The 24,586-nt window shown below is 72.8% G+C and carries 22 protein-coding genes and 1 pseudogene; 11 read left to right on the forward strand and 12 right to left on the reverse strand.

All coding sequences use genetic code 11. The features are described 5' to 3' along the window. Window positions 1-9: 9 nt before the first annotated feature. A complete protein-coding gene (locus CFP65_RS40535) occupies window positions 10-270 on the forward strand; it encodes a hypothetical protein (RefSeq protein ID WP_254552233.1) in 261 nt (86 codons plus the stop codon). Here CFP65_RS40535 and CFP65_RS42405 read toward each other — a convergent pair. Further along, a pseudogene (locus CFP65_RS42405) lies at window positions 165-539 on the reverse strand (DUF11 domain-containing protein); the annotation flags it as partial. The gene CFP65_RS40535 and the pseudogene CFP65_RS42405 sit on opposite strands and share 106 nt — an antisense overlap. Window positions 540-789: 250 nt before the next feature. Here CFP65_RS42405 and CFP65_RS40540 point away from each other — a divergent pair. The 4 genes from CFP65_RS40540 (at window position 790) to CFP65_RS04770 (ending at window position 3,118) form a co-directional block, all read left to right on the forward strand. After that, window positions 790-1,188, forward strand: coding sequence for a hypothetical protein (locus tag CFP65_RS40540; RefSeq protein WP_254552234.1), 399 nt, complete (start codon window positions 790-792; stop codon window positions 1,186-1,188). 9 nt (window positions 1,189-1,197) lie between these two features. Then, window positions 1,198-1,446: a hypothetical protein gene (locus tag CFP65_RS40545; RefSeq protein ID WP_254552235.1), complete on the forward strand. Its 249-nt coding sequence runs from the start codon at window positions 1,198-1,200 to the stop codon at window positions 1,444-1,446. Between the two features lie 399 nt (window positions 1,447-1,845). Next, entirely contained in the window at window positions 1,846-2,013 is a 168-nt protein-coding gene (locus tag CFP65_RS40550) for a hypothetical protein (protein ID WP_254552236.1), read from the forward strand. Window positions 2,014-2,461: 448 nt separating this feature from the next. Next, window positions 2,462-3,118: a DUF11 domain-containing protein gene (locus CFP65_RS04770; RefSeq protein WP_104814895.1), complete on the forward strand. Its 657-nt coding sequence runs from the start codon at window positions 2,462-2,464 to the stop codon at window positions 3,116-3,118. A gap of 287 nt (window positions 3,119-3,405) precedes the next feature. On the opposite strand, the gene CFP65_RS04775 is transcribed toward CFP65_RS04770, so the two are convergent. Further along, window positions 3,406-5,718: a M4 family metallopeptidase gene (locus CFP65_RS04775; RefSeq protein WP_104814896.1), complete on the reverse strand. Its 2,313-nt coding sequence runs from the start codon at window positions 5,716-5,718 to the stop codon at window positions 3,406-3,408. A 644-nt stretch (window positions 5,719-6,362) separates the two neighbouring features. On the opposite strand from CFP65_RS04775, the gene CFP65_RS04780 reads away from it, so the two are divergent. Continuing rightward, window positions 6,363-7,583, forward strand: coding sequence for a S53 family peptidase (locus tag CFP65_RS04780; RefSeq protein WP_104814897.1), 1,221 nt, complete (start codon window positions 6,363-6,365; stop codon window positions 7,581-7,583). A gap of 196 nt (window positions 7,584-7,779) precedes the next feature. Here the strand turns inward: CFP65_RS04780 and CFP65_RS04785 are convergent, their stop codons facing one another. After that, window positions 7,780-9,252, reverse strand: a complete 1,473-nt coding sequence (locus tag CFP65_RS04785; RefSeq protein WP_254552237.1) for an MFS transporter — start codon at window positions 9,250-9,252, stop codon at window positions 7,780-7,782. A gap of 176 nt (window positions 9,253-9,428) precedes the next feature. Between CFP65_RS04785 and CFP65_RS04790 the strand changes: the two genes are divergently transcribed. Continuing rightward, window positions 9,429-9,698: a hypothetical protein gene (locus tag CFP65_RS04790; protein ID WP_104814898.1), complete on the forward strand. Its 270-nt coding sequence runs from the start codon at window positions 9,429-9,431 to the stop codon at window positions 9,696-9,698. A gap of 6 nt (window positions 9,699-9,704) precedes the next feature. Here the strand turns inward: CFP65_RS04790 and CFP65_RS04795 are convergent, their stop codons facing one another. The 6 genes from CFP65_RS04795 to CFP65_RS04820 all read right to left on the reverse strand — a co-directional run bounded on the left by CFP65_RS04795 (window position 9,705) and on the right by CFP65_RS04820 (window position 15,144). Further along, the gene (locus CFP65_RS04795; protein WP_104820658.1) at window positions 9,705-10,973 is read right to left on the reverse strand and encodes a sugar ABC transporter permease; all 1,269 of its coding nucleotides are present in this window, start codon (window positions 10,971-10,973) and stop codon (window positions 9,705-9,707) included. 68 nt (window positions 10,974-11,041) lie between these two features. Continuing rightward, entirely contained in the window at window positions 11,042-11,827 is a 786-nt protein-coding gene (locus CFP65_RS04800) for an ATP-binding cassette domain-containing protein (RefSeq protein WP_104814899.1), read from the reverse strand. A gap of 15 nt (window positions 11,828-11,842) precedes the next feature. Continuing rightward, window positions 11,843-12,943, reverse strand: coding sequence for a sugar ABC transporter substrate-binding protein (locus CFP65_RS04805; protein ID WP_104814900.1), 1,101 nt, complete (start codon window positions 12,941-12,943; stop codon window positions 11,843-11,845). A 286-nt stretch (window positions 12,944-13,229) separates the two neighbouring features. Next, on the reverse strand, window positions 13,230-14,255 hold the full coding sequence (locus CFP65_RS04810; protein WP_104814901.1) for a MerR family transcriptional regulator: 1,026 nt from the start codon (window positions 14,253-14,255) through the stop codon (window positions 13,230-13,232). Next, the gene (locus CFP65_RS04815) at window positions 14,249-14,467 is read right to left on the reverse strand and encodes a hypothetical protein (RefSeq protein WP_104814902.1); all 219 of its coding nucleotides are present in this window, start codon (window positions 14,465-14,467) and stop codon (window positions 14,249-14,251) included. Before CFP65_RS04815 ends, CFP65_RS04810 begins: the two co-directional genes overlap by 7 nt. A 92-nt stretch (window positions 14,468-14,559) precedes the next feature. Next, window positions 14,560-15,144, reverse strand: a complete 585-nt coding sequence (locus tag CFP65_RS04820) for a sigma-70 family RNA polymerase sigma factor (protein ID WP_254552238.1) — start codon at window positions 15,142-15,144, stop codon at window positions 14,560-14,562. Between the two features lie 227 nt (window positions 15,145-15,371). Between CFP65_RS04820 and CFP65_RS04825 the strand changes: the two genes are divergently transcribed. Both CFP65_RS04825 and CFP65_RS04830 read left to right on the forward strand, forming a co-directional pair. After that, a complete protein-coding gene (locus tag CFP65_RS04825; protein ID WP_104814904.1) occupies window positions 15,372-15,905 on the forward strand; it encodes a DUF4383 domain-containing protein in 534 nt (177 codons plus the stop codon). Continuing rightward, the gene (locus CFP65_RS04830; RefSeq protein WP_104814905.1) at window positions 15,902-17,416 is read left to right on the forward strand and encodes a cryptochrome/photolyase family protein; all 1,515 of its coding nucleotides are present in this window, start codon (window positions 15,902-15,904) and stop codon (window positions 17,414-17,416) included. The genes CFP65_RS04825 and CFP65_RS04830 overlap by 4 nt, the downstream gene beginning before the upstream one ends. 7 nt (window positions 17,417-17,423) lie before the next feature. Here the strand turns inward: CFP65_RS04830 and CFP65_RS04835 are convergent, their stop codons facing one another. Beyond that, window positions 17,424-18,656 (reverse strand): NAD(P)/FAD-dependent oxidoreductase, encoded by a 1,233-nt coding sequence (locus CFP65_RS04835; RefSeq protein WP_104814906.1) that lies wholly within the window; start codon window positions 18,654-18,656, stop codon window positions 17,424-17,426. 99 nt (window positions 18,657-18,755) lie between these two features. Then, window positions 18,756-19,343 (reverse strand): MarR family winged helix-turn-helix transcriptional regulator, encoded by a 588-nt coding sequence (locus CFP65_RS04840; RefSeq protein ID WP_104814907.1) that lies wholly within the window; start codon window positions 19,341-19,343, stop codon window positions 18,756-18,758. A gap of 61 nt (window positions 19,344-19,404) precedes the next feature. On the opposite strand from CFP65_RS04840, the gene CFP65_RS04845 reads away from it, so the two are divergent. Next, window positions 19,405-21,510: an MMPL family transporter gene (locus CFP65_RS04845; protein WP_104814908.1), complete on the forward strand. Its 2,106-nt coding sequence runs from the start codon at window positions 19,405-19,407 to the stop codon at window positions 21,508-21,510. Between the two features lie 89 nt (window positions 21,511-21,599). On the opposite strand, the gene CFP65_RS04850 is transcribed toward CFP65_RS04845, so the two are convergent. Next, a complete protein-coding gene (locus tag CFP65_RS04850) occupies window positions 21,600-23,318 on the reverse strand; it encodes a putative Ig domain-containing protein (RefSeq protein WP_104814909.1) in 1,719 nt (572 codons plus the stop codon). A 307-nt stretch (window positions 23,319-23,625) separates the two neighbouring features. On the opposite strand from CFP65_RS04850, the gene CFP65_RS04855 reads away from it, so the two are divergent. Continuing rightward, the gene (locus CFP65_RS04855; protein ID WP_104814910.1) at window positions 23,626-24,585 is read left to right on the forward strand and encodes an ABC transporter substrate-binding protein; all 960 of its coding nucleotides are present in this window, start codon (window positions 23,626-23,628) and stop codon (window positions 24,583-24,585) included. The last annotated feature ends 1 nt before the right edge of the window (window position 24,586 follow it).

The raw sequence follows: 24,586 nt of genomic DNA on the forward strand, positions 1-24,586 counted from the left end.
ACCGAGGGCTTGTCCACGGTCTTGGTCACCGCCAGGTCGGCGAGCGGCGCGATCAGCACGGGGGCCACCTTCGACAGCGGCGCGATGCCGTCGCCGGCGAAGTCGTTGGTGGCGGTGCCCAGCGCCGCGTCACCCTTCACCTTCGCCTGGAAGGTGAAGGTGAACGTCGCGTTGGGCGCCACGGTGAACAGCCCGCCCCAGCCCACCTTGGAGCCGGTGACCGTGGGCTCGTTGAGGTTGGTGCCGCCGCTGGTCGAACCGGGCACGTAGTCCAGCCGCGGGTCCAGGGTGTCGGTGAAGCCGAAGGTGGTGACCGGGTAGGTGTTCGGGTTGGTGAAGCTCACCGTGTAGGTGACCGTCTCGCCCGGCTGCACCTTGCCCGGCGACACCGTCTTCGTCGCCGTCATCGCCTTCACGCCGTCCGGGCGGAAGCCGGTGTAGAAGCTGAAGGTCTTGGACTCACCCGCGCCCAGCGAGTACGGCCACGAGATGCCCATCGCACTGTCGATGTTCTCCGTGCAGCGGCAGGTGTTGGTCATCGGCTTGCCGCCCGAGGCCTGGCCCCGGACATCGCTGGGCGACCCCTCGGAGTAGGAACTGCCGGCGGTGAGCGGCACGAACATCATCGCCTGCCCGGTGCCGTCGGAGTTCTTCACGCACGCGATGCCGTTGCCCATCCCCGGCGCGGCCGGCAGCACCGCTCCGTAACTCTGGTCGACCCCCGCCAGCAGGCAGTCACCACCCCGGTAGTACGTACCGGCCTGCGTCTTGGTGTCGTTGTTCGTCACCGTGACGTCGACCCGGAAGCCGTTCTCGCCGTTGACGTACGAGTCCACCTGGGTCAGGCTCAGCACGCTGTTGGCCGCGAACACCGTCGTCATCGTCCACGGATCGGCCGTGGTGCCCGAGCCGGTGGTCGGCGTCTGGGTGCGACCGGCCGGCGAGCCGGTGGTCTGGCCGAACCAGCCCGGCGCGACGAGGCTGGTCCCCACGCTGAGCGCCGAACTGCAGGCCGTGCTGGACCAGAACTGGGAGGTGCCGTTGTACTCGACCAGGCACCGGCCGTCCATCTGGGTGCCGATCTTGGTGACCGGCTTGCCCTTGTCGATGAGGCCGGTGGTGACCACGTTGACCGTGACGCTGTCCGTGAGGGGCTGGGCGTTGGTCAGGGTCTGGGTCGCGGTGTAGGTCACGTTGGTGCCGGTCGACTGGCTGGAGGCCAGGATCTTCCAGGTGCCGTCGGCGGCGACGGTGACCGCTGAGCCGACCGTCGAGGTGCCCCGCCGGAGTGTCACCGTCGCACCCGGCAGGCCGGTCCCGCTGAACTCGGTGTTCGTCCCGATGGTGTCGCCGGTCGCCACCGAGGTGATCTCCACCGGAGTGATCGCCCACTCCACGACCACCGCACCGGCGTTCTTGGCGGCGCCGTACTTGTCGCTGTCGTAGAACGCGTCGTCCGTCCCGCCGGCGTTCTGCCCCGAGCCGGCAGCGGTGGTGCCGTCCGGCACCTTCGTGGTGTTCACGAAGCCGCTGCCGCCGCCACCGCCCGCACCGGCCAGCGTCACGATGCCGCCGTCACCGCCCGCACCACCGGCATAGCCGGCACCGCCGCCGCCACCGGCGCTGCTGGTACTCGTGCTCCCGTCCGTGCCGCCCGCACCGCCGGCGCCGAGCGGCGCGGCTCCGCCCGCCTTGCCCGCGCGCGTACCGGCGCTGCCCGCCGCACCGCCGACGGCACCGGCCGCACCGGCGCCGCCCTTGGCGCCGCCCGCGCCGTCGCTCCCGGCCACGCCGTTCGCGCCGCCGCCGGCCCCACCGTCACCGCCCGCGAACCCGGTGATCCCCTTGCCACCGCCACCACCGCCACCGGCGACCAGCAGCACCGCCCCGGACGAGTCCTTCACCCAGGCCGCACCGCCGCCGACCCCTGCGCTGTTGGCCGTACCGGCCGCGGCGGGCACGTTCATCGAGTACGAGGCCGACAGCGGTGCCGAGACGGCGCCCAGGGTGTAGCCAGCGCCACCACCGGCCCCGGAGGTGGCACCGGTCCCGGTCGCACCGCCGGCGCCCCACAGGTGGAACCGCACCGCGGTGGCCCCGGCCGGCGGCGTGAACGTCTGGGTGGAGGAGCTGCTCCGGAAGACCTGGCACTGGTTGTAACCCGGCGTCTTCGCCACGCAGGCGCCCGCCGCGGCACGCGGCTGGGCCCCCGGCGCCATGGCCACGGACGAGGACGGCGGCAGGACGGAGACGAGCGCGCCAGCCAGCACCGTCGCGATCAGACGCTTCAACCTGTCGAGCATCGAGTTCCCGTCCTGCCTGGTTCCGGACACACGGCGATGATCCGAATGAAAAACCTTGTGCAAACGGTATAAAGGCACTGACAGGGAACTAATCGCTCAAAACCCGCGAAAATAGGAACTTCCGTGCGGGATCCCCCGTATGGAGCACAACGGCACTGATGACGAATCAGGACGACACCATGCCCCTGCGATCCGCAGCCTTCGCGCTCGCCCTCGCCCTCCCGGCCCTCGCCACGGCCGCAGCGCACGCCGAGCCGCCCGCCCCCGGCGGCGCCCCGGTCACCGTGGCCGTGCAGCGTGACGCGGCGTCAGTCCATGAGGGCGACACCGTGGTCTACCGGGTCGACATCATCAACCACACCGCCACCGACTACCCCGCTGCCGTGGTCACCCAGTTGCTGCCCGGCGGCATGCGGGCGGTCTCGGTCGACGAGGGCGGCACCGCCAACGGCACGGCAGTCGAGTGGACCGCCCACCTGGAGCCCGGCGCCACGCTCCACCGCGCCCTCACCGCCACGGTCGGCAAGCGCGAGCAGATCGAGAGCGGCCGGATCGTCCAGGTCGCCCAGCCGAACCACGACGCGGTCAAGGACGGCTCGCAGTTCTCCACCACGGCCTGCTTCCGCCCCGATGCCACGGCCCGGCCACTGGCCTGCGGCTCCGACTTCGCCGCCCTGCCGGTCGAGCACGACGCCGGCCTGTGGGGCAGCCGGCCGGTCCTCGGCGGCGCAGCGCTGGCCGCTGTGGCCACCGCACTCGGAGTCCTGCTGTTCCGGCGCAGGCGCGCGATCCGGCGTACCCGGCACAGCGCCTGAGGAGATCCCGCCGCGAGCCGGGTCAGCCGCGAACGGTACGCCCCCGGTGAAGGCCGCCGGGGATCCCGGCGAGACACCGGTCGAGGCCGAGGCCCGCCCGCTCCGCATACGGGTGCAGGTGGGCCTCGGTGCTGTTGCCGGACTTGCCGACCTGCCGAGGAGACCGCCCGCCTCGACCGGCCGACCACGGTGTCCTGACCACCGTCCTCCCCGGTCGAATCTCCGGCCGGACACGACTGCGGCCCGGAGGCGTGACGCCCCCGGGCCGCTCACTCACTGACGGTGCGTCAGGAGACGTTCAGCGCCGCGTCGTCGATGACGAAGCTGGTCTGGAGGGAGGAGTCCTCCACACCGTTGAACTTGATGGTGACGCTCTGGCCGGCGTAGGCCGAGAGGTCGAAGGTGCGCTGGGTGTAGCCGGTGGCCGCGTCCACGTTGGAGTAGGTCTTCAGCGTGGTGCCGTTCACCGAGACGGTGAGCTTGTCGTACGCGGTGGTGCCGGTCTCGGCGGTGTCGATGTGCAGCCAGAAGCTGAAGCTGGCCTTGCAGCCGGCCGGGATGGTGACGGTCTGCGAGACGGTGTCGGTGTGGGCCGAGCCGTAACCGTTCATCCAGGCCTTCCAGGAGCCGCTGTGGGCGGCCTGGGAGGAGGAGTTGTCGACCACGCCGGAGGTGGTGGTCCACGGGGCGGCGGTGCCGGTCTCGAAGCCGCCGTTGCCGAGCAGCTGGGCCGGGGTGCAGCTGCCGCCACCGCCGCCGGAGACGGTCCAGGTGAAGGAGGTCGAGCCGGTCTTGCCGGCGCTGTCCTTGGCGGTGGCCGTCACGTTGTAGGTGCCGGCCGTGGTGGCGGTGCCGGTGATCTTGCCCGAGGAGGAGATCGACAGGCCGGTGGGCAGGCCGCTGGCCGTCCAGGTCACGGTGCCGGTGCCGCCGGTGGAGCTGAGCTGGAGGCTGGCGGTGCCGTTCAGGGCGGTGGTCTGGTTGCCCGGGTTGGTCACCGTGACGCCGCCGGCCGGCACCGAGCCGACGTTGACGCCCGCCCAGGCGGTGGCGACCGCGGTCGCCTCCGCGCCACCGGCGCCGTACAGGTCGTTGGCCGCGTTGATGGTCGCGGTCCGCGCGGCGGCGTAGTCGGTGCTGGAGGTGAAGTACGTGGTCAGCGCGCGGTACCAGATCGCCGCGGCCTTGTCCCGGCCGATCCCGGTGACGGAGACGTTGTTGACCGTCGGGGAGTTGTAGTTGACCCCGTTGATGGTCTTGGCGCCGCTGCCCTCGGAGAGCAGGTAGAAGAAGTGGTTGGCCACGCCCGAGGAGTAGTGCACGTCGAGGTTGCCGACGCCGGAGGACCACGAGTCGGCCGAGCCGCCGTCCTTGGAGGGCTGGTCCATGTACCGCAGCGGCGTGCCGTTGCCGTTCAGGTCGATCTTCTCGCCGATCAGGTAGTCCGGCGTGTCGACGGACAGGTTGGCGTACCACTCGACCATGGTGCCCAGGATGTCCGAGGTGGCCTCGTTGAGGCCGCCGGACTCGCCCGAGTAGGTCAGGTTGGCGGTGGCGGCGGTGACGCCGTGGGTCATCTCGTGGCCCGCGACGTCGATCTCGGTGAGCGGGTGGGTGTTGCTGGCACCGTCACCGTAGGACATGCAGAAGCAGGAGTCGTCCCAGAAGGCGTTGGTGTAGTTGGTGTCGTAGTGCACCCGGTTGAAGGCGCCGACGCCGTCGTTGCGGATGCCGTTGCGGCCGAAGGTGTTCTTGTAGAAGTCCCAGGTGGCGGCGGTGCCGTACTGGGCGTCCACGGCGGCCGACTGGCGGTTGCTCACCTGGCCGTTGCCCCAGGTGGTGCCCGAGTTGGTGAAGATGGTGCCGTTGCCGGAGGTCCCGTTGTTCATGTCGACCGTGTACTGGTTGCCACGGGTCGGGTCCTTGAGCTGACCACCGGTGGTGGTCAGCGGCACGGTGCCGACGAAGACGCCGTTGCCGGTGTCGGTCTCGATGCCCTCGATCTTGCTGAGCACCGCGCCTGAGTGCGCGTCGGTGATGACGTGCAGGCGGCTCGGGGTGCCGTCGTGCTGCTTGCCGGTGACCACGGTCTCCCAGGCCAGCGTCGGGGTGTTCTTGCCCATCCAGACCACCAGGCGCGGCGCCACGGCCACATTGGAGCCGGACTCCTGGGCCAGCGCGGAGGCCTGGGCCTTCGGGGCGGCCTGCGCCGGGGTGGTGGAGACGCCGTTCAGCGAGGCGGTGCTGGCCCGGTCCACGCCCTTGACGCTGCCGTTCGCGGCCTGGTGCACGATCAGGTCGCCACCGAGCACCGGCAGGCCACCGTAGGTGCGCTCGTAGCGCAGGTGGGTGGTGCCGTTCGCGTCCTTGACCACGTCCTTGGCGACCAGCTTCTCCTGGCCGCCGAGGCCGAGCTGCTGGGCGAGGGCGGCGCTCTGCTGGCCCGCCTGGGAGAGCAGCTCGGCGTGGCTCACCGCGGCCGGCGCGAAGGTCTGCGAGGGCGTCTGGGCGTGGGCGGCCATCGGGACGGCGGTGACCAGCAGCGCCGTGGACGTGGCCAGCGCGGCCAGCACTCCCCGGGCGTGGGTGTAGCGGGACATGGGTCTCCTTCACCGGCCGTTCGCGGGTTGGCGAACGGCCGGAGCTGCCTGGCCGCGGTGGCGGCGCAGTGGGGGCTTCCCGGACCGCGGTTGCGCGGCCCGGGTGCGGTGCGATGCGGAGCTGGACCGGACTTCGGTGCCTGCCGCGCTGCCACCAGGTGAGGGGCCGGGGCTGCTGCGGCATCGGAATGGTTGCAGGCAATGTCCAAGCCATGACAGATCAAAACTGTGGATTGGCTGAGAAAGACTGGGAGCTCTCTGTGCCCGCCGCGTCGCTTCCCGCAACCCTCCCGCCCCGCAGCGCTGTTCAGGCGCCCCCTCGCACCACCCCCGCAGCCCGCTGCGCCCGCCCGACCACCGGCCGTCGACCGATCGATTTCAGCCAGTCCGCCTCCGGGTTGCACCATTCGGGCACGATCGTCCTATTCCGACTCCCGTACGCGGTTTTCCGTCCCCTTTTCTGTTTATGAAGAGCCCTCACATGCAACCCGCGTCGGGTAAAGGACTGGTCCGGGCTTTCGAAGATCCATTGAACGGCCCGGCCCACCCGGCTAGCCTCCTCGCAAGCTCACACCGGGCACCGCGTACCGACCCCCACGCCGCGGCGCCGGTCCCCCACAGGAGGCACCCCCTTGCGCGCCCTCATGCCCGCAACTCGCAAGGCAGCCCTGGCTGTTACCGGCGCAGCCACCCTGGCCCTGGCCACCCTGGCCACCGCCGCCCCGGCCGACGCCCAAGCCACCCCGCACGTCTACTCCAAGGGCGGCACGTCCTGGGTCCGCGCCTGCGACACCCTCGCCAAGGGCGACACCGTGGCCTGCAACGCGCTCAAGGTCGTCAGCAACAAGGGCGGCACCGTGCCCGCCGCCGCTCCTTCCGGCCTGGGCCCGGCCGACCTGCTGAGCGCCTACAACCTGCCCGCGAACGGCGGCGCCGGCCAGACCATCGCGATCGTGGACGCCTACGACGACCCGAACGCCGAGGCCGACATGAACGCCTACCGCGCGGCGTACGGCCTGCCCTCCTGCACCACCGCGAGCGGCTGCTTCAAGAAGCTGGACCAGAACGGCGGCACCAAGTACCCGCGTGCCAACAGCAGTTGGGCCGGTGAGATATCCCTGGACCTGGACATGGTCTCGGCGATCGCCCCCAACGCCCACGTCATCCTGGTCGAGGCCTCCAGCGCCTCCCAGACCGCGCTCGGCACCGGCCTGAACACCGCCGTCGCCAAGGGTGCCAAGTTCGTGTCCAACAGCTACGGCGGCGCCGAATCCGCCGGCGACACCAGCTACGACTCCAGCTATTTCAACCACCCCGGCGTGGTCATCACCGTCTCGGCCGGTGACTCCGCCTACGGCGCCCAGTACCCCGCTGCCTCGAAGTACGTCACCGCCGTCGGCGGCACCGCCCTCAAGCGCGACTCGAGCGCCCGTGGCTGGAACGAGTCGGTCTGGTACACCAACTCCACGGAGGGCACCGGCTCCGGCTGCTCGGCCTACGACGCCAAGCCCACCTGGCAGAAGGACAGCGGCTGCGCCAAGCGCACCATCTCGGACGTCTCGGCCGTGGCCGACCCGGCCACCGGCGTCGCGGTCTACCAGACCTACGGCGGCTCCGGCTGGGCCGTGTACGGCGGCACCTCCGCCTCCTCCCCGATCATCGCCTCGGTCTACGCGCTGGCGGGCACCCCGTCCGCGGGCAGCTACCCGGCCTCGTTCCCGTACGCCCACACGGCCTCGCTGTACGACGTGACCACGGGCTCCAACGGCTCCTGCTCGCCGACCTACCTCTGCACCGCGGGCGCCGGCTACGACGGCCCGACCGGCCTCGGCACCCCGAACGGCACCGCCGCCTTCACCGGCTGACCCCACCCCCACGCCCCCACCCCGGCCCGCCCCTCCCCACCCGGAGGGGCGGGCCGCCGGCTTTCACCCCCCGTTCTCACCTCCCCGTTCTCACCCCTCGCCCAGCCCCACGTGCCCAAGCTGTGCCCACCGGTTCACCAGGTGAATGAGAACCCCGCAAACCGCCCCCACACGTTCCACCCACGTCCGGCGGGTGCTACGCCTCGGCGGCGGCGCTGAGCGGAGCCGCGAGCTCCTCCAGGCTGCGGGCTTCGGCCTTCACGCCGATCGCGGCCTCGACCAGACCGGCCGCGACCATCAGGGTCGCGCCGATGCAGAAGGCGAGCGTGGTGTCGGCCGGACGGCCGCTGCCGACCAGGCCGTTGAAGAGCAGTGGGCCGGTGATCCCGCCGAGGGCCGTGCCGACGGCGTAGAAGAAGGCGATGCACAGCGCGCGGATCTCCAGCGGGAAGACCTCGCTGACCGTCAGGTACGCGGAGCTGGCCCCGGCCGAGGCGAAGAACAGCACCGCCGTCCAGCAGGCGGTCATCGAGACGGCGCTCAGCGCGCCCGCTTGGAAGAGCGCGGCGGTGCCGAAGAGCAGCAGCCCGGAGAGCACGTAGGTGCCGGCGATCATGGGCCGGCGGCCGACGGTGTCGAAGAACCGCCCGAGCAGGACCGGGCCGCAGAAGTTGCCGAGGGCGATCACCACGAAGTAGTAGCCGGTGCTTCCGTTGGGCACCTGGAAGAAGGTGGTCAGGATCACCGCGTACCCGAAGGTGACCGCGTTGTAGAGGAAGGCCTGCCCAACGAAGAGCGACAGGCCCAGCACCGTGCGCCGGGGGTAGGTGCGCAGCACCGTCCGGGCCACCGTCCCGAAGCCGATCTCCGCCCTGGGCCGGATCGTCACGCTGCCCTCCGGCGCGGGCAGCTCGCGGCCGGTCTCCTCGGTGACGGCCCGTTCGATCCCGGCGACCAGGTCCTCGGCCTCCTGCGCCCGGCCGTGGGTGAAGAGCCAGCGCGGGCTCTCGGGCACGTGGCGGCGCACCAGCAGGATGGCCAGCCCCAGCACCACCCCGATCGCGAAGGCCAGCCGCCAGCCGAGGTCGGTGGCGAAGAGGGCGGTGTTCAGCAGCAGGATCGAGGCCAGCGACCCGACGGCCGCGCCGATCCAGAACGTGCCGTTGATGATCAGGTCGATCCGCCCGCGCAGCCGGGCCGGGATCAGCTCGTCGATCGCCGAATTGATGGCCGCGTACTCGCCGCCGATGCCGAGGCCCGTCGCGAACCGGCAGAGGAAGAAGAACCAGGCCGTCCAGGAGAGCGCCGTGACGGCGGTGGCCGCCAGGTAGACGCCCAGCGTCACCATGAACAGCCGCTTGCGGCCGTACCGGTCGGCGAGCCGGCCGCAGACCAGCGCACCGCAGCAGGCCCCGGCCACGTACAGGGCCGCGGCCCAAGTGGTCACCTGGGTGGCGGAGATGTCGATCCCGCTGCCGTGCTCGGCCAGCCGGCCGGCGATGTTGCCGATGACGGTGACCTCCAGGCCGTCCAGGATCCAGACGGTGCCCAGGCCGATCACGATCCGCCAGTGCCAGCGCGACCAGGGCAGCCGGTCGAGCCTGGCCGGCACCTGGGTGCGGATCACCCCACCCGCTCCGCTTCCGTCCTCGACCGTGCTCGGCATCATGCGACCCCTCCGTCCCTCGGCAGCCGGTCCGGATCCCCCGCACCCGAAGCGGGGCGGCCGACGGTCCCCCGTCTGCCCCGCTCCCGGCCATCGACACCCGCCCCGGCCGGACTGCCTCGGCCGGCCCGCGCCCGGAGGGCCGGTTTGCCCGCCCTCGGCGCGGACACACGCCTTCCATGAGACGGACAACTTCGGTCATCCTCCTGCTGGCCAACGCGGCCGCCCTCGTCCTGGGCATCTGGATCGTGCTGGACCTGGTCGGCGCCCACCAGGACAAGGCGGTGGTCAGCTGGTTCCACAGCGCGGCCGACTGGCTGGCCGCCTGGTCCCGGGGCCTGTTCTCGGTCTCCAGCCACGTGGGGCAGGTGCTGCTGGACTACGGCCTGCCGGCCCTCGTCTACCTCCTGATCGGCAACCTCCTCACTCGCAGCCGGGTGCTCCGCTAGGGCCGTCTAGGCCCGGCCCGAGGCCTTCTGGGTGCGGCGGGCCAGCGAGTCGATCACCACGGCCGCGAGCAGCACCGCACCGGTGATCATGAACTGGATGGCGTTGCTCAGCCCCTGGATGTTCATGCCCGACTGGATCGAGCCGATCACCAGGGCGCCGAGCAGGGCCGACCAGGTCGAGCCCCGGCCGCCGAAGAGACTGGTGCCGCCGATGACGGCGGCGGCGATCGCGTTCATCAGCAGGTTGCCGCCGCCCGAGGTCTGGCTGGCCGACTGGATCTGCGCGGCGAGGAAGAGGCCGCCGACGGCCGCCATGGTGGAGCAGATCGCGAAGACCGACATCCGCACCCAGGGCACGTTGATGCCGGCCCGGCGGGCGCCCTCGATGTTGCCGCCCAGCGCGAAGACCTTGCGCCCGTAAGCCGTGCGGCGCAGCACGAAGTCGAGCACCACCACGAAGACCAGGAAGACCAGCAGGGCCAGCGGCAGCCCCTTGTACTGGTTCAGGGTGTAGGCGGCCAGGAAGGCCACCACGGCCAGCACCGCCGTGCGCAGCACGATGTCGCTGACCGTCCGGTACGGCACTCCGGCGGCCTTGCGCCGCCGGGTGTCCACCAGGGCCGCGCCGGCGAACAGCACCACGGCCGCCGCGGCCAGCCCGTAGGCGGCGATCTGCTGCCCGTAGATGGTGGAGTAGAGCCGCGAGACGATGTCCTTGCCGCTCAGGTTGACGGTGCCGTTCGCGCCGAGCACCTGGAGCATCAGGCCGTTCCAGCCCAGGTTGCCGGCCAGGGTGACCACGAAGGCCGGCACCCCGATCCGGGCGAAGAAGAAGCCGTGCACCAGGCCGACCACGGTGCCGCCGAGGATCGCGCAGATCAGCGCCACCCACTGGTTGACCCCGTGCGTCACGTCCATCACCGCGAAGATCGCCGCGCAGAGGCCGCTGACCGAGCCGACCGAGAGGTCGATCTCGCCGAGCAGCAGCACGAAGACCACGCCGATCGCGATCAGGCCGGTGCCGACGATCTGCTGGGAGAGGTTGGAGAGGTTCTGGGCCGAGAGGAAGCTGCTGTTGAGGCTGCCGAAGACGGCCCAGATCACGATCAGGGCCAGCACCACCGGCAGCGAGCCGAGCTCACCGCTGGTGACCCGGCGGCGGAACTCCACCAGGTAGCCCTTGAGGCCCTCCTGGCGGACGATCAGCCGGGGGTCCACCGCCTGGGCGGCCCCGGCCGCCACCGGCACCGGGGCGTTGACCCCGCCGGTGGGCATCGAGTCCTCCGGCAGGTGCTTGCGGCCGCCCTCGTACCGGCCCTCCCCCTGCGGGGTCTGGTCGTCGGTCACCGCTCACCCTCCGCGCCACGGGCCTTCCGGCGGGTCACGGCGTTGTCCGTGGCGCCGGTGATGGCCGAGATGATCTCTTCCTGGCTGGTCGCCCGGCGCTCGAAGACGCCGTTGTTGCGACCGAGCCGCAGCACCGCGACGCGGTCGGCGACCGCCATCACGTCGGCCATGTTGTGGCTGATCAGGATCACCCCGAGGCCCTGGTCGCGGAGCCGCTCGACCAGGTCGAGCACCTGGGCGGTCTGCTCGACGCCGAGGGCGGCGGTCGGCTCGTCGAGGATGACCACCCTCGGCGAGCCGATCAGCGAGCGGGCGATCGCCACCACCTGGCGCTGGCCGCCGGAGAGCGAGGCGATCGGGATGCGCACGCTGGGGATCCGGATCGACAGCGTGTCGAGCAGGGTCCGGGAGCGCTTCTCCATCGCGACCTCGTCCAGGATGCCGAATCGCTTGAGCTCCCGGCCGAGGAAGAGGTTGCCCACCACGTCCAGGTTGTCGCAGAGCGCGAGGTCCTGGTAGACCGTGGCCACCCCGAGCTGCTGGGCGTCCTGCGGGCGGTGGATGGTGACCGGGCGACCCTCCCACTCGATCTCCCCGGCGTCCGGCTGGTTGACCCCGGCGATGGTCTTCACCAGGGTCGACTTGCCGGCGCCGTTGTCGCCCACCAGGGCGACCACCTCGCCGGCGTGCACCTCCAGCTCGATGTCGGTCAGCGCCTGGACGGCGCCGAACCGTTTGGAGACCCCGCGCAGGGCCAGGACCGGGGCGGCTGCGGTCGACACCTCGTCAGCCCCGGGTCACTTCACGCCGGCGGCGGTGCAGGCCGCGGCGAAGTCCGGGGTGCAGATCTGGGCGACGGTGTAGAGGCCGTCCTTGACCACGGTGGTCATGATGTTGGTCTTGTCCAGCACGATCGGGGTGATCAGGTTGGACTTGACCGTGGTGCCGCTGCCGCTGGTCGCGGTGGTCGGCGCCACCGAGGAGTCCAGCGCGGTGCCGTTGCCGAGGTTGACCGCCATGGTGGCCGCCGTCTCCGCCTCCGGCTTGTACGGCTTGTAGATCGACATGGTCTGGGTGCCCGCCACGATCCGCTGCACGGCGTCCAGTTGGGCGTCCTGACCGGTCAGCGGCACGCTCAGGTTGGCGGCCTTCAGCGCGGTCGCGATGCCGGCGGCCATCCCGTCGTTCGCCGAGTAGACGCCGACCACGCTCGGCCCGCTGATCGCGGTGATCGCGGCGGCGGCCTCCTGGTTGGCGTTGTTCGGGTCCCAGTTCGGGGTGTCGTACTCCTTGCCGATGGTCAGCTTGCCGTCGATCGCACTGTGCGCGCCCGCCTTGAACTGGCCGGCGTTCGGGTCGGTGGGCGAGCCGTTGATCATGATGATCTTGCCGCTGCCGGCCTTGCTGCCGACCGCCGTCACCAGGGCCTGGCCCTGCAGCTGGCCGACCTTGTTGTTGTCGAAGGACACGTACGCGTCCACCGGCCCCTGGGCCAGGCGGTCGTAGGCCACCACCTTGACGCCCGCGTCGTGCGCCTTCTGCACCGAGGACTGGATCGCCTTGGCGTCCACCGCGTCCAGGATCAGCACCTTGTCGCCCTTGGTCAGCGCGGTGTCCACCTGGGTCTGCTGCTGCGTCGCGTCCTGGTTGGCGTTGTAGTAGTCGATGGTCACGTTCGGGTTGAGCGCCTTGAGCTTCGCCTCGATCAGCGGCCGGTCGAACTGCTCGTACCGGGTCGTCTTCGACTCCGGCAGCAGCAGCCCGATCTTCAGCGCGGCACCGCCGCCGCTCGCACCCCCCGAACCGCTCGACTGCTTGGCACTGCCACAGGCGGCGGCACCCAGGGCGAGGGCGACGACGGTGATCGCCATGGTGGTACGACGCGTTGCCAGGTTCATCGGTCTTCCTCCGGTTCCGGGGATGGGCCCCGATCTCCGAGTCTGCGAACTCCGACCGCCCCTCACCTGGCGGGCTGCGCCGAATGGGAGGCCGCTGCGCCGTCCGGGGCACGCCGGGGTGCCCGCGGGCTGGAGCTACCGGGTGCTCTCCCCCACCGTGGCGACGGTGCTCGAGGCCGCCGCCGAGCCGCGGCCGGCCGGGGCCGGGACCCGAGCCGTCACCACCGCCGTCGCCCGGGACGAGCAGTCGGCCCGGCCGACCCGGCCAGGGGCGCACCGGCGGCCCTCAGCGGGTGACGGCCTGCTCGAGGAGGTCGACGGCGGCGGCGAGGGTGCGGGGGCTCTCGGTACCAGCCGGTGTGGCGCCCCGGGCCCAGCCCGGGCCGACGGCGAGCACCACCGGGGCGCCACGGGAGCCGCGCTGGCCCCAGGCGCAGCCGCAGACCCGCGCCACCAGCTCGTGGTCCGCCCCGCGCCGGTCCTGCGACCAGAGCATCACGGCCCCCGGCCCGATCCGCCGGACGGCGTCCAGCAGGGCGCGCGGCGGCACGGCCGCGCCCAACATCCGGAACGGCAGGCCCCGTTCGGCCAGCGCCGCGGCCGTCGCCTCCAGCGGGAGGGTGTGCTGTTCACCGGGCACCGCCGCCAGCAGCACCGGCGGCACCGGCCGGTCGGGCGGCACCGGCGGCCCGGACCGGCTCCGGGCCGGCCCCACCGCCACACCCCGCAGCGCGGTGGAGACGTGCCAGGAGAGCAGGTGCTCCACCTCGACGTACTGCTCGCCGTCCGCCGCCCACTTGCGCCCCACGGCCCGCAGCGCCGGCATCATGACCTCGGTCCACGCCTCGACCGCCCCGAGCGCCTCGACGGCCTGGCCCAGGATCCGCACCACCTCCGGCGCGTCCAGCCGCACCGCCGCCCGGGCCAGCCCCCGGCACTCCGGCCGCACCGCCCCGACCCGCAGCGCCCGGCTGCCACCGGGCCTGCCCCCGGGCTCGGCCTTCGGCCGTTCGGGAGCCTGACCGACGCCGCGCTCGGCCAGCGCCGCCCGGGCCGCCTCGCCCGGCGGCACCCCACGGGCCGTCAGCCGGCACATGGCCTCCAGCACCGCGATGTCCTGCGGGCTCCACCGCCGGTGGTGCCCGGCCTCCCGGTGCGCGGGTCCGATGCCGTACCGCCGCTCCCAGGACCGCACCGTGGTCGGCGACACCCCGAGCCGCTGCGCCACACCACCGGTCGGCAGCCCGACCTCCTCCGGAGGACCGAGCTCCACGCGCTCGGCCTCCAGCGGATCAGCCCCGGAGGTCACCATCCCGCGATCCTCCCTACGGCGAAGCCGACGCAGCTCACCACCATAACGGCGATCACCAGCAGCGGGATCCAGCCGGGCCAGGCGGTGTGCAGCTCCACCGACTCCGGGGTCGAGATGCCGTGGCCGGTCGAGGACTCGCACTCGGGCGTCTCGATCGGGGGGTGGTCGGGCACGGGGAACTCGTGGGTGTGGATCCGCTGGTCGAGGGTCATGACGTCCTCCCGGGGCCGGAATGCTGATCGAACCGGAACTCCACCCTCCACCCGAGCGCCCCACCGGCCGAAGTCGCACCGCTTGTGCAGCGTCAGGCGCAGGAGCGCAACCCGTCCACCGCGGCCCGCTCGGTCTCGGGGCCGACCACGGCGCGCAGGCGGATCAGACCGTCTCGGATCCGGGTCTTGACGGTGCCGAGCGGCACCCCGACCCGACACGCGATCTCCCGCTGGGTGTACCCGCCGTAGTACGCGAGCACCACGGCCTCGCGCTGCGCGGCGCTCAGCTGCGCCAGCGCCTGCCGCACCCGCTGCCGGTCGAGCGATCGCACCGCCTGCTCCTCCGGCGGCTCGCTCGGCGCCGCCGCCTCCCGCACCCAGACCCGCCGGTCGCGTTCGACCGAGGCCTGGGTGGCCCGCACGCGGTCCACGGCCCGCCGGTGCGCGATGGTCAGCGCCCAGGTCAGCACCGACCCGCGCTCGGGCCGGTACGCGGCGGCGGTGCGCCAGAGTTCGAGCAGCACCTCCTGCGCCACCTCCTCGGCGTGCACCTGGCTGCGCAGCGTCCGCAGCGCCACCCCGTACACCGGCCCGGCGACCGCGTGGTACAGCGCCTCGAAGGCCGCCTCGTCACCCCGCCCGGCCCGTTGCAGCAGGCGGGGCAGGTCTTCGGCCACCGGGCCGGGCCGATCGGTACTCCTCGATGCACTCACCCGGCCACCGTGCAGCGTTTCGCTCCCACGGGCCCACTCGTACCGTTTGTGCATCGTTTCACCCCGGGCCGCGTCGCCGCCCCAAACGCTGCGGCAGCGCTGCGACTGTGCCCGGCCGCGCCCGTGTCCGAGGCTTCGGGAGAGGCCGACCACCGCACGGGCGGCCCGAGTCACCCGGAACGGAGCCCGCCATGAAACTGCACGAGGAACTGCCGGTCGACCACCGTCTCTCCCAGGTCTACCGCGTCGGCGCCGGACTCTGCGGGGTGGCCCTGCTGGTCTTCGGCGCGCTCGGCCTCGCGGACGGACTGCCCTTCTTCAGCACCAGCGGCGAACGGATCGCCGGCCTCTCCAGCAACGGCCTGCTCAGCCTGGTGTCGGTGGTGACGGCCGTGGTGCTGATCGCCGGCGCGGTGATCGGCGGCAACGTGGCCTCCACGGTCAACATCACCGTCGGCACGCTGTTCGTCCTCAGCGGGTTCGTCAACCTCGCGCTGCTGGACTCCTCCGCCAACGTCCTGGCCTTCCGCATCCCGAACGTGCTCTTCAGCTTCGTCATGGGGCTGGTGATCGCCACCTTCGGCATGTACGGCCGGGTGAGCGGCAAGCTGCCGCTGGACAACCCGTACTGGCAGCACCGGCACCCGCGCCAGGCCGAGCGCAGCACCGCCCCGGCCCCCGCCCACCGGGCCGGGCCGGCCGGCCTCCCGGGGCGCCCGGCATGACCGGGCCGCGCCCGCACTGGCTCTTCGGCGACCAGCTCGGGCCGCACTTCCGCTCCCCCGGCGAGGGCGGGCCCGACCCGGAGGCGCCGATCGTGCTGATCGAGGCCCGCTCGGTGCTGCGCCGGCGCCGCTTCCACCGCGCCAAGGCCCACCTGGTGCTCTCGGCGATGCGCCATACGGCGGCCGAACTCGGCGACCGGGTGCGCTACGTGCAGGCGGAGACCTACCGGGAGGGCCTGGCCCGGGCGGTCGGCCGCCGCCGGGTCACCGTCTGCCACCCGACCTCCCGGGCGGCCCTCGGACTGGTCGAGGGCCTGCCCCAGGTCACGGTGCTGCCGCCGCGCGGCTTCCTGGTCCCGTTCGCCGACTTCCGCCGCTGGGCCGGCCCGCCCGGCGGACGGCGCCTGCTGCTGGAGGACTTCTACCACCGGGTGCGCCGCGCCGAGCACCTGCTGCTGGAGCCCGACGGCAGCCCGGTCGGCGGGCACTGGAACCTCGACCGGGAGAACCGCGAACCCCCGCCCAAGGGAGTCGCCACCCTGCCGGTGCCCCCGCCCTTCGCCCCCGAGGAGGACGCGATCGACCAGGGCGTCCGGGCCGACCTGGACCGCTGGGAGCGCGCGGGCGAGGTCAGCTTCCTCGGCCGCGACGGCCCCCGCCGCTTCGCCGCCACCCGCGCGGAGGCCGAGCGGGCGCTCGCCCACTTCCTCACCCACCGCCTCCCCGAGTTCGGCCGGTACGAGGACGCCATGCTGCACGCCGACCCGTGGCTGGCCCACAGCGCGCTCTCCGTCCCGCTCAACCTCGGTCTGCTCGACCCCGGCGAGTGCGTGCGCGGCGCCGAGGCGGCCCACCGGGCCGGGCGGGTGCCGCTCAACAGCGCCGAGGGCTTCGTCCGGCAGATCGCCGGCTGGCGCGAGTACGTCTGGCAGCTCTACTGGCACTTCGGCGAGGGCTACCGCGATGCCAACCACCTGGGCCACCACGAGCCGCTGCCCGCGTGGTTCCGCGAGCTGGAGGCCGAGGCCGTCACGGCCCGCTGCCTCTCCCGGGTGCTCGCCGAGGTCCGCGACCACGGCTGGGTGCACCACATCCCCCGCCTGATGGTGCTCGGCAACTGGGCTCTCCAGCACGGCTGGGACCCGCGCGAACTCACCGACTGGTTCCACCGCTGCTTCGTCGACGGCTACGACTGGGTGATGGCCGCCAACGTGATCGGCATGTCCCAGTACGCCGACGGCGGCCTGGTCACCACCAAGCCCTACGCGGCCGGCGGCGCGTACCTGCACCGGATGAGCGACCACTGCGGCCCCTGCGCCTACCGCCCCACCGAACGCCTCGGCGAGCGCGCCTGCCCGTTCACCACCGGCTACTGGGCCTTCGTCCACCGCCACCACGACCTGCTCGCCGCCAACCACCGCACGGCCCGGGCCGCTGCCGGCCTGCACCGCCTCACCGGCCTCCCCGAGGTCCTGGCCGCCGAGGCCGCCCGCGGCCAGGCCCCACCCTGACGACCCGTCAGCCGCCCAGGTCCGCCAGGACCTCATGGGCCGCCCGCGCACCGGAGGCTAGCGCGCCCTGGACCGAGCCCGTGGCCCGGTGGTCCCCGCACACGTAGCGCCCAGGCCCGAAGCGGGTGCCCCGGCTGAGCACGGCCGGGGCCGGCAGCGCCGGCAGCGCCTCGGCGATCCGGTACGCGGCCAGCGGCTCCCACGAGCCGGGGTCCACCCCGTACAGCTCGCCGGCCCGCCGCCGCACCTCCCCCTCCTGCGCCGCCGTGCCCAGCACCGAGGTGGAGACCAGTGCCCGGCCGTCCGGCGAGCAACCGGGCACCACCTCCGACAGCACCACGGTGTTCAGCACCCGCCGCTCCGCGTCCACCACCAGGGTCGGCTCGCGCAGCGGGCTGACCGGGGCCGCGTGGTAGAAGGTGGTGACCGCCCGGGCCGCCGGCACCACCAGCCCCGGCAGCAGCCGGGCCGCCCGAGCCGCGCCGGTGGCGACCACGACGGCCCGGGCCCGCAGGCGAGCACCCCCCGCCAGCTCCACGCCGTCGGCCGTCAGCCGCTCCACCGGGCTGTCGAGCAGCAGCCGGTCCGGCGCCAGCCCGGCAGCCAACTGCGCCGGGACGGCCCCGACTCCCCGTTCCGGCAGACCGAGCCGGCCCCGCACCATGCTGCGCCAGACCAGGTGGAACATCCGGCTCGAGGTCTCCAACCCGTCCTCCAGGAACACCCCGGACAGGAACGGCCGCAGCACCCCGTCCACCGTGCGCCGCGACAGCCCGGCCCGCCGCAGCGCCTCCTCGGTGCCCGTCTCCCGCCCGCGCTTGAGCACCCGGGCGGGCACCAGCCCGTCCCGGAGGGTCAGCGCGGCCAGCGCCGCCAGGTCGGCCACCGGGAGCGAGCGACCGGTGAGCAGCCCGAGCGCCTGCGCGGGCCGGTGGAGCGGATCCGCCACCCGCAGCCGCCCGCCACGGCCGTCGGCCACCAGGAACCCGGGTGTGAACGGGTGCAGCCGGAGCGCCGCCAGGTCGATCCGCCGCCGCACCTGCGGGTAGGCCGGGTTGAACACCTGGAACCCCCGGTCCAGCCGGAAGCCCCGCACCAGGTCGGTGCGCATCCGCCCGCCCACGGCCTCCGCGGCCTCGACCAGCAGCACCTCCCGCCCGGCGGCGGCCAGGTCCCGCGCACAGGCGAGCCCGGCCAGACCGGCCCCGACCACGATCACCTCGGCCATGTCCTGCGACATCCGACCCACCGTCCTCTCCGAGCCGCCGGGACGGTCACCGGCGCCTTCGGATCGTTCGGATCGGGACGGCCGTACGGATTGCCCCGGCTCGCGCTGCGGCTATCCCGCGCCCGGCGCCGCTCCGGTGTCGGCGTCGGTGTCGGTGTCGGCTGCGAGGTAGCGGCGGTAGGCGGCCGCCACGCGCTCCAGGTAGCGCTGCGCGGCGGCCCGCTCCTGGTCGTCGAGGTCGTCGGCGGCGTGGACCAGGAGACCGAGCAGGGGAGCGAGCTCTCCCATCACGTGCCGGAAGCCGCTGTCGGTCACGTCCAGGACCTGGCGGCGTCCGTCCTCGGGGTGGGGGGCGCGGGTCAGGTGGCCGTCGGTGACGAGCCGGTTGACCGACTGGGTCCCGGCGGCGCTGGTGACCCCGAGCCGGCGGGACAACTCGACGGGGCCGATCGGGGCACCGGCGCCCTGCGCCATGATCACGTGCTCGACGGCCTCGACGTGCGAGCGCGGCATGCGCAGCCGCTCGGCCAGCGCCGCCCGCGACAACTGGGTGAGCGTCAGCACCTGGCGCAGCGCACCCGACAGCGCGTCACCCTCCGGCACGTCCGGCACGTCCGGCACGTCCGGCGGGTCGGCGGGTCGGTGCGGCGCGGTGCCATCCAAAGGGCCGGTGGCTTCGAAAGGTGGTTGTTGCGCCATGGCGGCAATTCTGACACGGTAGAAATCGCTAAGTCACTTAACTACCTCAGAGGTGTGCCCCGTGCCCCCGACCTCGATGCGCCCGCTCCGGCACGGCGTCGACCGCTCCCCCGCACCCGATCGTCCACGCCGGCCGCGTCTGACGGCCTGGCTCGTGCTGCTGCTGACCGTCCTCGGCCTCGGTGCGGTGTTCGCCCTCGGCCCCGCCGGCGCGAGCACCACCGAGGCCACGGGCACCGGCCTGCCCGCTTCCTCCCAGTCCGCCAAGGTCGCCGAGATCGTCAAGACCTTCCCCTCCGGCGCCGCCGCCCCGGCGATCGTCGTCTTCAGCAACACCGACGACAGCCCGCTCACCAGCGCGCAGCAGCAGCTCATCGCGGGCCGGGCCGCGCAGCTCGCCGCGCTGGGGCCGGCCCCGGGCGCCTCGCATCCGCAGGTCACCGCCGGCAAGGTCGCCACCGTCGCGGTCCTGCTCCCCACCGGGGCGCCGGACTCCGAGAACAGCGCGGCCGTGGCGCGGGTGCGCCAGACCGCCTCCCAGGACCTGCCGGCTCCGCTGCGCGCCCAGGTGACCGGGGCACCCGCCGTACGCGCCGACATCGGCAAGGTCTTCCAGGGCGCCGACACCACCCTGCTGATCGCCACCGCCTCGGTCGTCGCCGTGCTGCTGCTGATCACGTACCGCAGCCCGATCCTGTGGCTCGTCCCCCTGCTGGTGGTCGGCGCCGCCGACCGGGCCGCCGACGTGCTGGTCGGCGCACTCGCCCCGCACGCCGGCGTGACGGTCGATGCCTCCGCCGCCGGGATCCTCTCGGTCCTGGTCTTCGGCGCGGGCACCGACTACGCCCTGCTGCTGGTCTCCCGCTACCGCGACGAACTCCACCTCACCGAGGACAGGTTCACCGCGATGGCCCGGGCCTGGCGCGGCACCGCCCCCGCCGTCCTGGCCAGCGGCACCACCGTCGTGCTCAGCCTGCTCACCCTGCTGGCCGCCGAACTGACCGGCAACCGCGGCCTCGGCTTCGCCGGCGCCGTCGGCATCCTCACTGCCATGGTGTTCGGCCTGCTCGTGCTGCCGGCCGCCCTCGTGCTGCCCGGCCGCTGGCTGTTCTGGCCCCTGGTCCCCAAGGTCGGTGATCCGGTCGCCGCCGACCGCCGCGGCCTCTGGACCCGGGTCGGGCAGACCGTCGCCAAGCGCCCCGCCCAGGTCGCCGTGGCCGGCTGCGCCGTCCTGCTCGTCCTCGCCTCCGGCACCCTCGGTCTCAAGACCGGGCTGGCCCAGGCCGACTCCTTCCGCACGACCCCCGAAGCCATCCTCGGGCAGCGGACCCTGGCCACCGTCCAGCCCGCCGGCTCCGTCGACCCCCTCACCCTCCTCGCCACCCCCGCCACCGGCGACCAGGTCCGCGAGGCCGCTCGCCGGGTACCGGGCGTCTCCTCCGTCACCCCGGGCTCGCAGACCGACCGCTGGGCCCGCGCCGACGTGGTCCTCGACGCCGCCCCCGGCACCCCCGCCTCCGACCGCACCATCGACCGGCTGCGCCGGGAGGTCGCCCAGGTCCCCGGCTCCCAGGCCCTGGTCGGCGGGGCCACCGCCCAGGCGCTGGACACCGCCCGCGCCAATACCCACGACACCCGCGTCGTCGTCCCCTTGGTGCTCGCGATCGTCCTGATCGTGCTCGTCGCCCTGCTGCGCGCCGTGGTGGCACCGCTGCTGCTGGTCGCCACGGTCATCGCCTCCTACTTCGCCGCCCTCGGCGCGAGCTGGATCGTCTTCCGCACCGTCTACGACTTCCCCGCCCTGGACACCAACGTCCCGCTGCTGTCGTTCCTGTTCCTGGTGGCGCTCGGCGTCGACTACAACATCTTCCTCATCGCCCGCACCCGCGAGGACACCCTCGCCGGCCACGACACCCGCCGCGCCGTCCTGCGCGCCCTCGCCTCGACCGGCGGGGTCATCACCAGCGCCGGCGTCCTCCTCGCCGCGGTGTTCGCCGTCCTCGGCGTCCTGCCGCTCATCACGCTCACCCAGATCGGCGTCATCGTCGGCCTCGGCGTCCTCCTGGACACCCTCCTGGTGCGCACCGTGGTCGTGCCCGCCCTCGTCCTGCTCGCCGGCCGCCGCTTCTGGTGGCCCTCCCACCCCGAGCGGAGGAACGACGCATGAGCTGTGCGCCTCCGCCGCCGGCCGGTCCCGGCGGCGGAGGCGTCGGGGCGGGGCCGGACCGGTCTGCGGTCCGGCCCCGCCCCCGCCGGTCAGGCCTTGGTCAGGGTGCAGCCGTACGTGGCGCTGCCGGAGCCGGCGTAGGCCTCCACGTCCAGGTAGTAGGTACCGGTCGAGCCGGCGGTGTACGTGACGGACTCGGCGGCGCCGTAGCCGTTGTTGACGGACCGTACGAGGTCGGCGCCGGAGCTGTCGAGGAGGTAGAGGTCGGCGTCGTAGGCGCTGGGGATCGCGCAGTTGACGGTGATCTTCTGCCCGCTGGTCAGGGCGAGCTTGAAGTAGTCGCGGTCGCTGCTGCTCTTCATGCTGCCGGAGACGGTGAGCGGGTAGCCGAGGCCCGTGATGTCGTCGGCGGCGCTGCGGCTGTCGTTGGGCTCGACTTCGGCGTACGTCGAGCCGGCGGAGGCGCCGACGGTCCAGCTGAAGGTGGTGCTGCCGGAGGCGCCGGTGGAGTCGGTGGCGGTGACGGCGACGCTGTAGCTGCCCGCCGCGCCGGGGGTGCCGGAGATCAGGCCGGTGGCGGCGTTGACCGTGAGCCCGGCGGGCAGGCCGCCGGCGTTCCAGGTCAGGCTCTGGCCGGCGGCGGAGTCGGTGGCCGACAGCTGCAGCGACACGGCGCTGCCGGGCGCGGTGGTCTGGGCGCCGGGGCTGGCCACGGTGACGGTGTTGCCGCCGCTCTGGCAGGTGGTCACCGGGGTGCCGCTGTACAGGCCGGCGTCGGCGACGCCGGCGGTGACGCTCTTGAGGTAGTAGCCGCAGGTGGGGCGGTTCTTGAAGTCGAAGGTCTGACCTGCGGTCAGGTGCCAGATCTTGTAGCCGGAGAAGGTGAGGGGCTTGCCGGAGACGGCCTGCTCGGGCTGGTGGTCTCCCAGCACGACGTAGGCGTCGGCGCCGCTCAGGGTGGCCAGGCCGTTCTTGTCCATGAACAGGGAGCCGCCGCCCTGCTCCACGCCCACTCCCCAGGCCTTGCCGCCGGTGGTCAGACCGTCCTTGAGGGCGCGGGCGACGAAGGCCATGGTGCGGCCCATCCGGTCGCGGGTGACGAAGTGCGAGTCGTTGATCGTGCCCGCGTAGTTGGGCCAGTTGAACATGCCGGTGGTGAAGCTGATGGAGGGGTCGTACGGGTTGGCCAGGGCGGTGGGAGAGTCGGTGCCGCTCCCGCCGTTGCCGCAGGCGTCGTAGACGACCGCGCTGTTGATGTGGGTGCCCGCGCTGCCCCCACCGGAGCCACCGCCCTTGGCGACCACGGACTGGACGGAGGCCTGCAGGGGGGTGCCCTTCCAGGAGGCGTAGACGCACTGGTTGCCACCGGCGAAGTAGACGAACTCCGCGTTGCGGACGTCCGTGTTCACCTGCGAGTCGGCGGCGCTCGCGGCGTCGGGGACGATGTCGGTGGTGCAGGAGTTGATGCCGGGCAGCGTCATGATGACGTCGCACTCGGGGGTCTGGCTGCCGCTGGTGGCGGCGGAGTCGGCCAGGACGGTGACGTCCATGGTGCCGGTGCCGCCGGTGATGGCGGTGACGGCCTTCGTCATGGTGTCGGTGACGACCGCGCCGTCTCCGTTGAAGGTGAACGCGGGCCCGCTCCAGGACGACCGGCTCACGTCCGCGGCGGAGCCGGCCCGGTAGCGGGTCACGGAAGCGTGGGCCGCGGTGGCCGGGGCGGCGAGCGCTCCGGCCAGGGCGGTCGCGGCGGCGACCGCGGTAAGGGCGAGTCTTCTCGGCAGGGGGATCCGAGGGGTGCGACGCATGCTGCATCTCCATCTGTGGTGTGGGGGAGGCCGCCACAGAAGCGGCCGGAACGGAACATACAGATACGGATGCCCATACGGAAGATGTAACGGAAGCGGAATGCATCCGACCTGACGCCGCAGAAGAGAAGTCCCAGCTGAAGGGCCATCAGGATCGAGGCCGACTGACCCGGGGATGGGCGGAGCGGGATCGCTGCGGTCGTTATCTGAACGTAACCCGTATTACATATGGCTCTTCTTCGACTTCGTCTGTAACTTCTCTGGCAGCGCATCCGCGTACCCCCCCGATCCCGGAGGTCCTTCCCCCATGCCCCTCAGACGCGCCCGTCTCCACGCCGCCGCCGTGGCCGCCTCGCTCTCCCTCGCCGCCGTCGCGGCCTGCTCCTCCAGCACCTCCAGCACCGGCGCGGCCGGCCAGGCGGCGGGCCCGGTCACCGTCCTCCCGGGCGTCCAGGTGAGCGCGGACGCGTCCCTGCACGCCAAGCTGCCCGGCCCGGTCAAGGCCGCCGGCCAGGTGCGGGTCGCCACCGACGTCCCCTACGCGCCGTTCGAGATGTACGCCGACGGGTCGACGACGCAGCTGACCGGCATCGACTACGACCTCGGCCAGGCGCTCGGAGCCAAGCTCGGCGTCCGATTCGTCTTCGGTGCGCAGAAGTTCGACGGCATCCTGCCCGCGCTGCAGGCCGGGAAGTTCGACGCCGCGATGGCCGGCATGACCGACAAGAAGGAGCGCCAGCAGGTCGTCGACTTCGTCGACTACTCCAACTCCGGCACCGGGCTGCTGGTCGCCAAGGGCAATCCGCACGGACTGCGCCAGGTCACCGACCTGTGCGGCCAGGCCGTGGCCGTGCAGGCCGGCACCAACCAGGAGAAGCTGATCAAGGCCCGGCAGAGCGTCTGCACCCAGGCCGGCAAGGCGCCGATCTCGATCCAGGTGTACCCCAAGGACTCCGACGCCCAGCTCGCCCTGCGCAGCGGCAAGGTCGCCGCCGACGTCATCGACCTGGTGGCCGCCGCGTGGACGGCCAAGACCGCCGACGGCGGGGCCGCGTTCGACGCGGTGACCGACACCAATGCCGTCGGCGGCTCCGGTGCCTCCCCCAACGGCATCGCGGTCGCCAAGAACCTGCCCGAGCTGTCCGACGCGATGACCCAGGCCTTGCAGGCGCTGATCGAGGACGGCACCTACACCAAGATCCTCGACCACTACGGCGTCACCGCGATCGCGCTGCCCAAGGCGACCAAGAACGCGGCGGTGGACTGAT

Origin of the sequence: Kitasatospora sp. MMS16-BH015 (genome assembly GCF_002943525.1) — a bacterium.
Taxonomy (GTDB): Bacteria; Actinomycetota; Actinomycetes; order Streptomycetales; family Streptomycetaceae; genus Kitasatospora.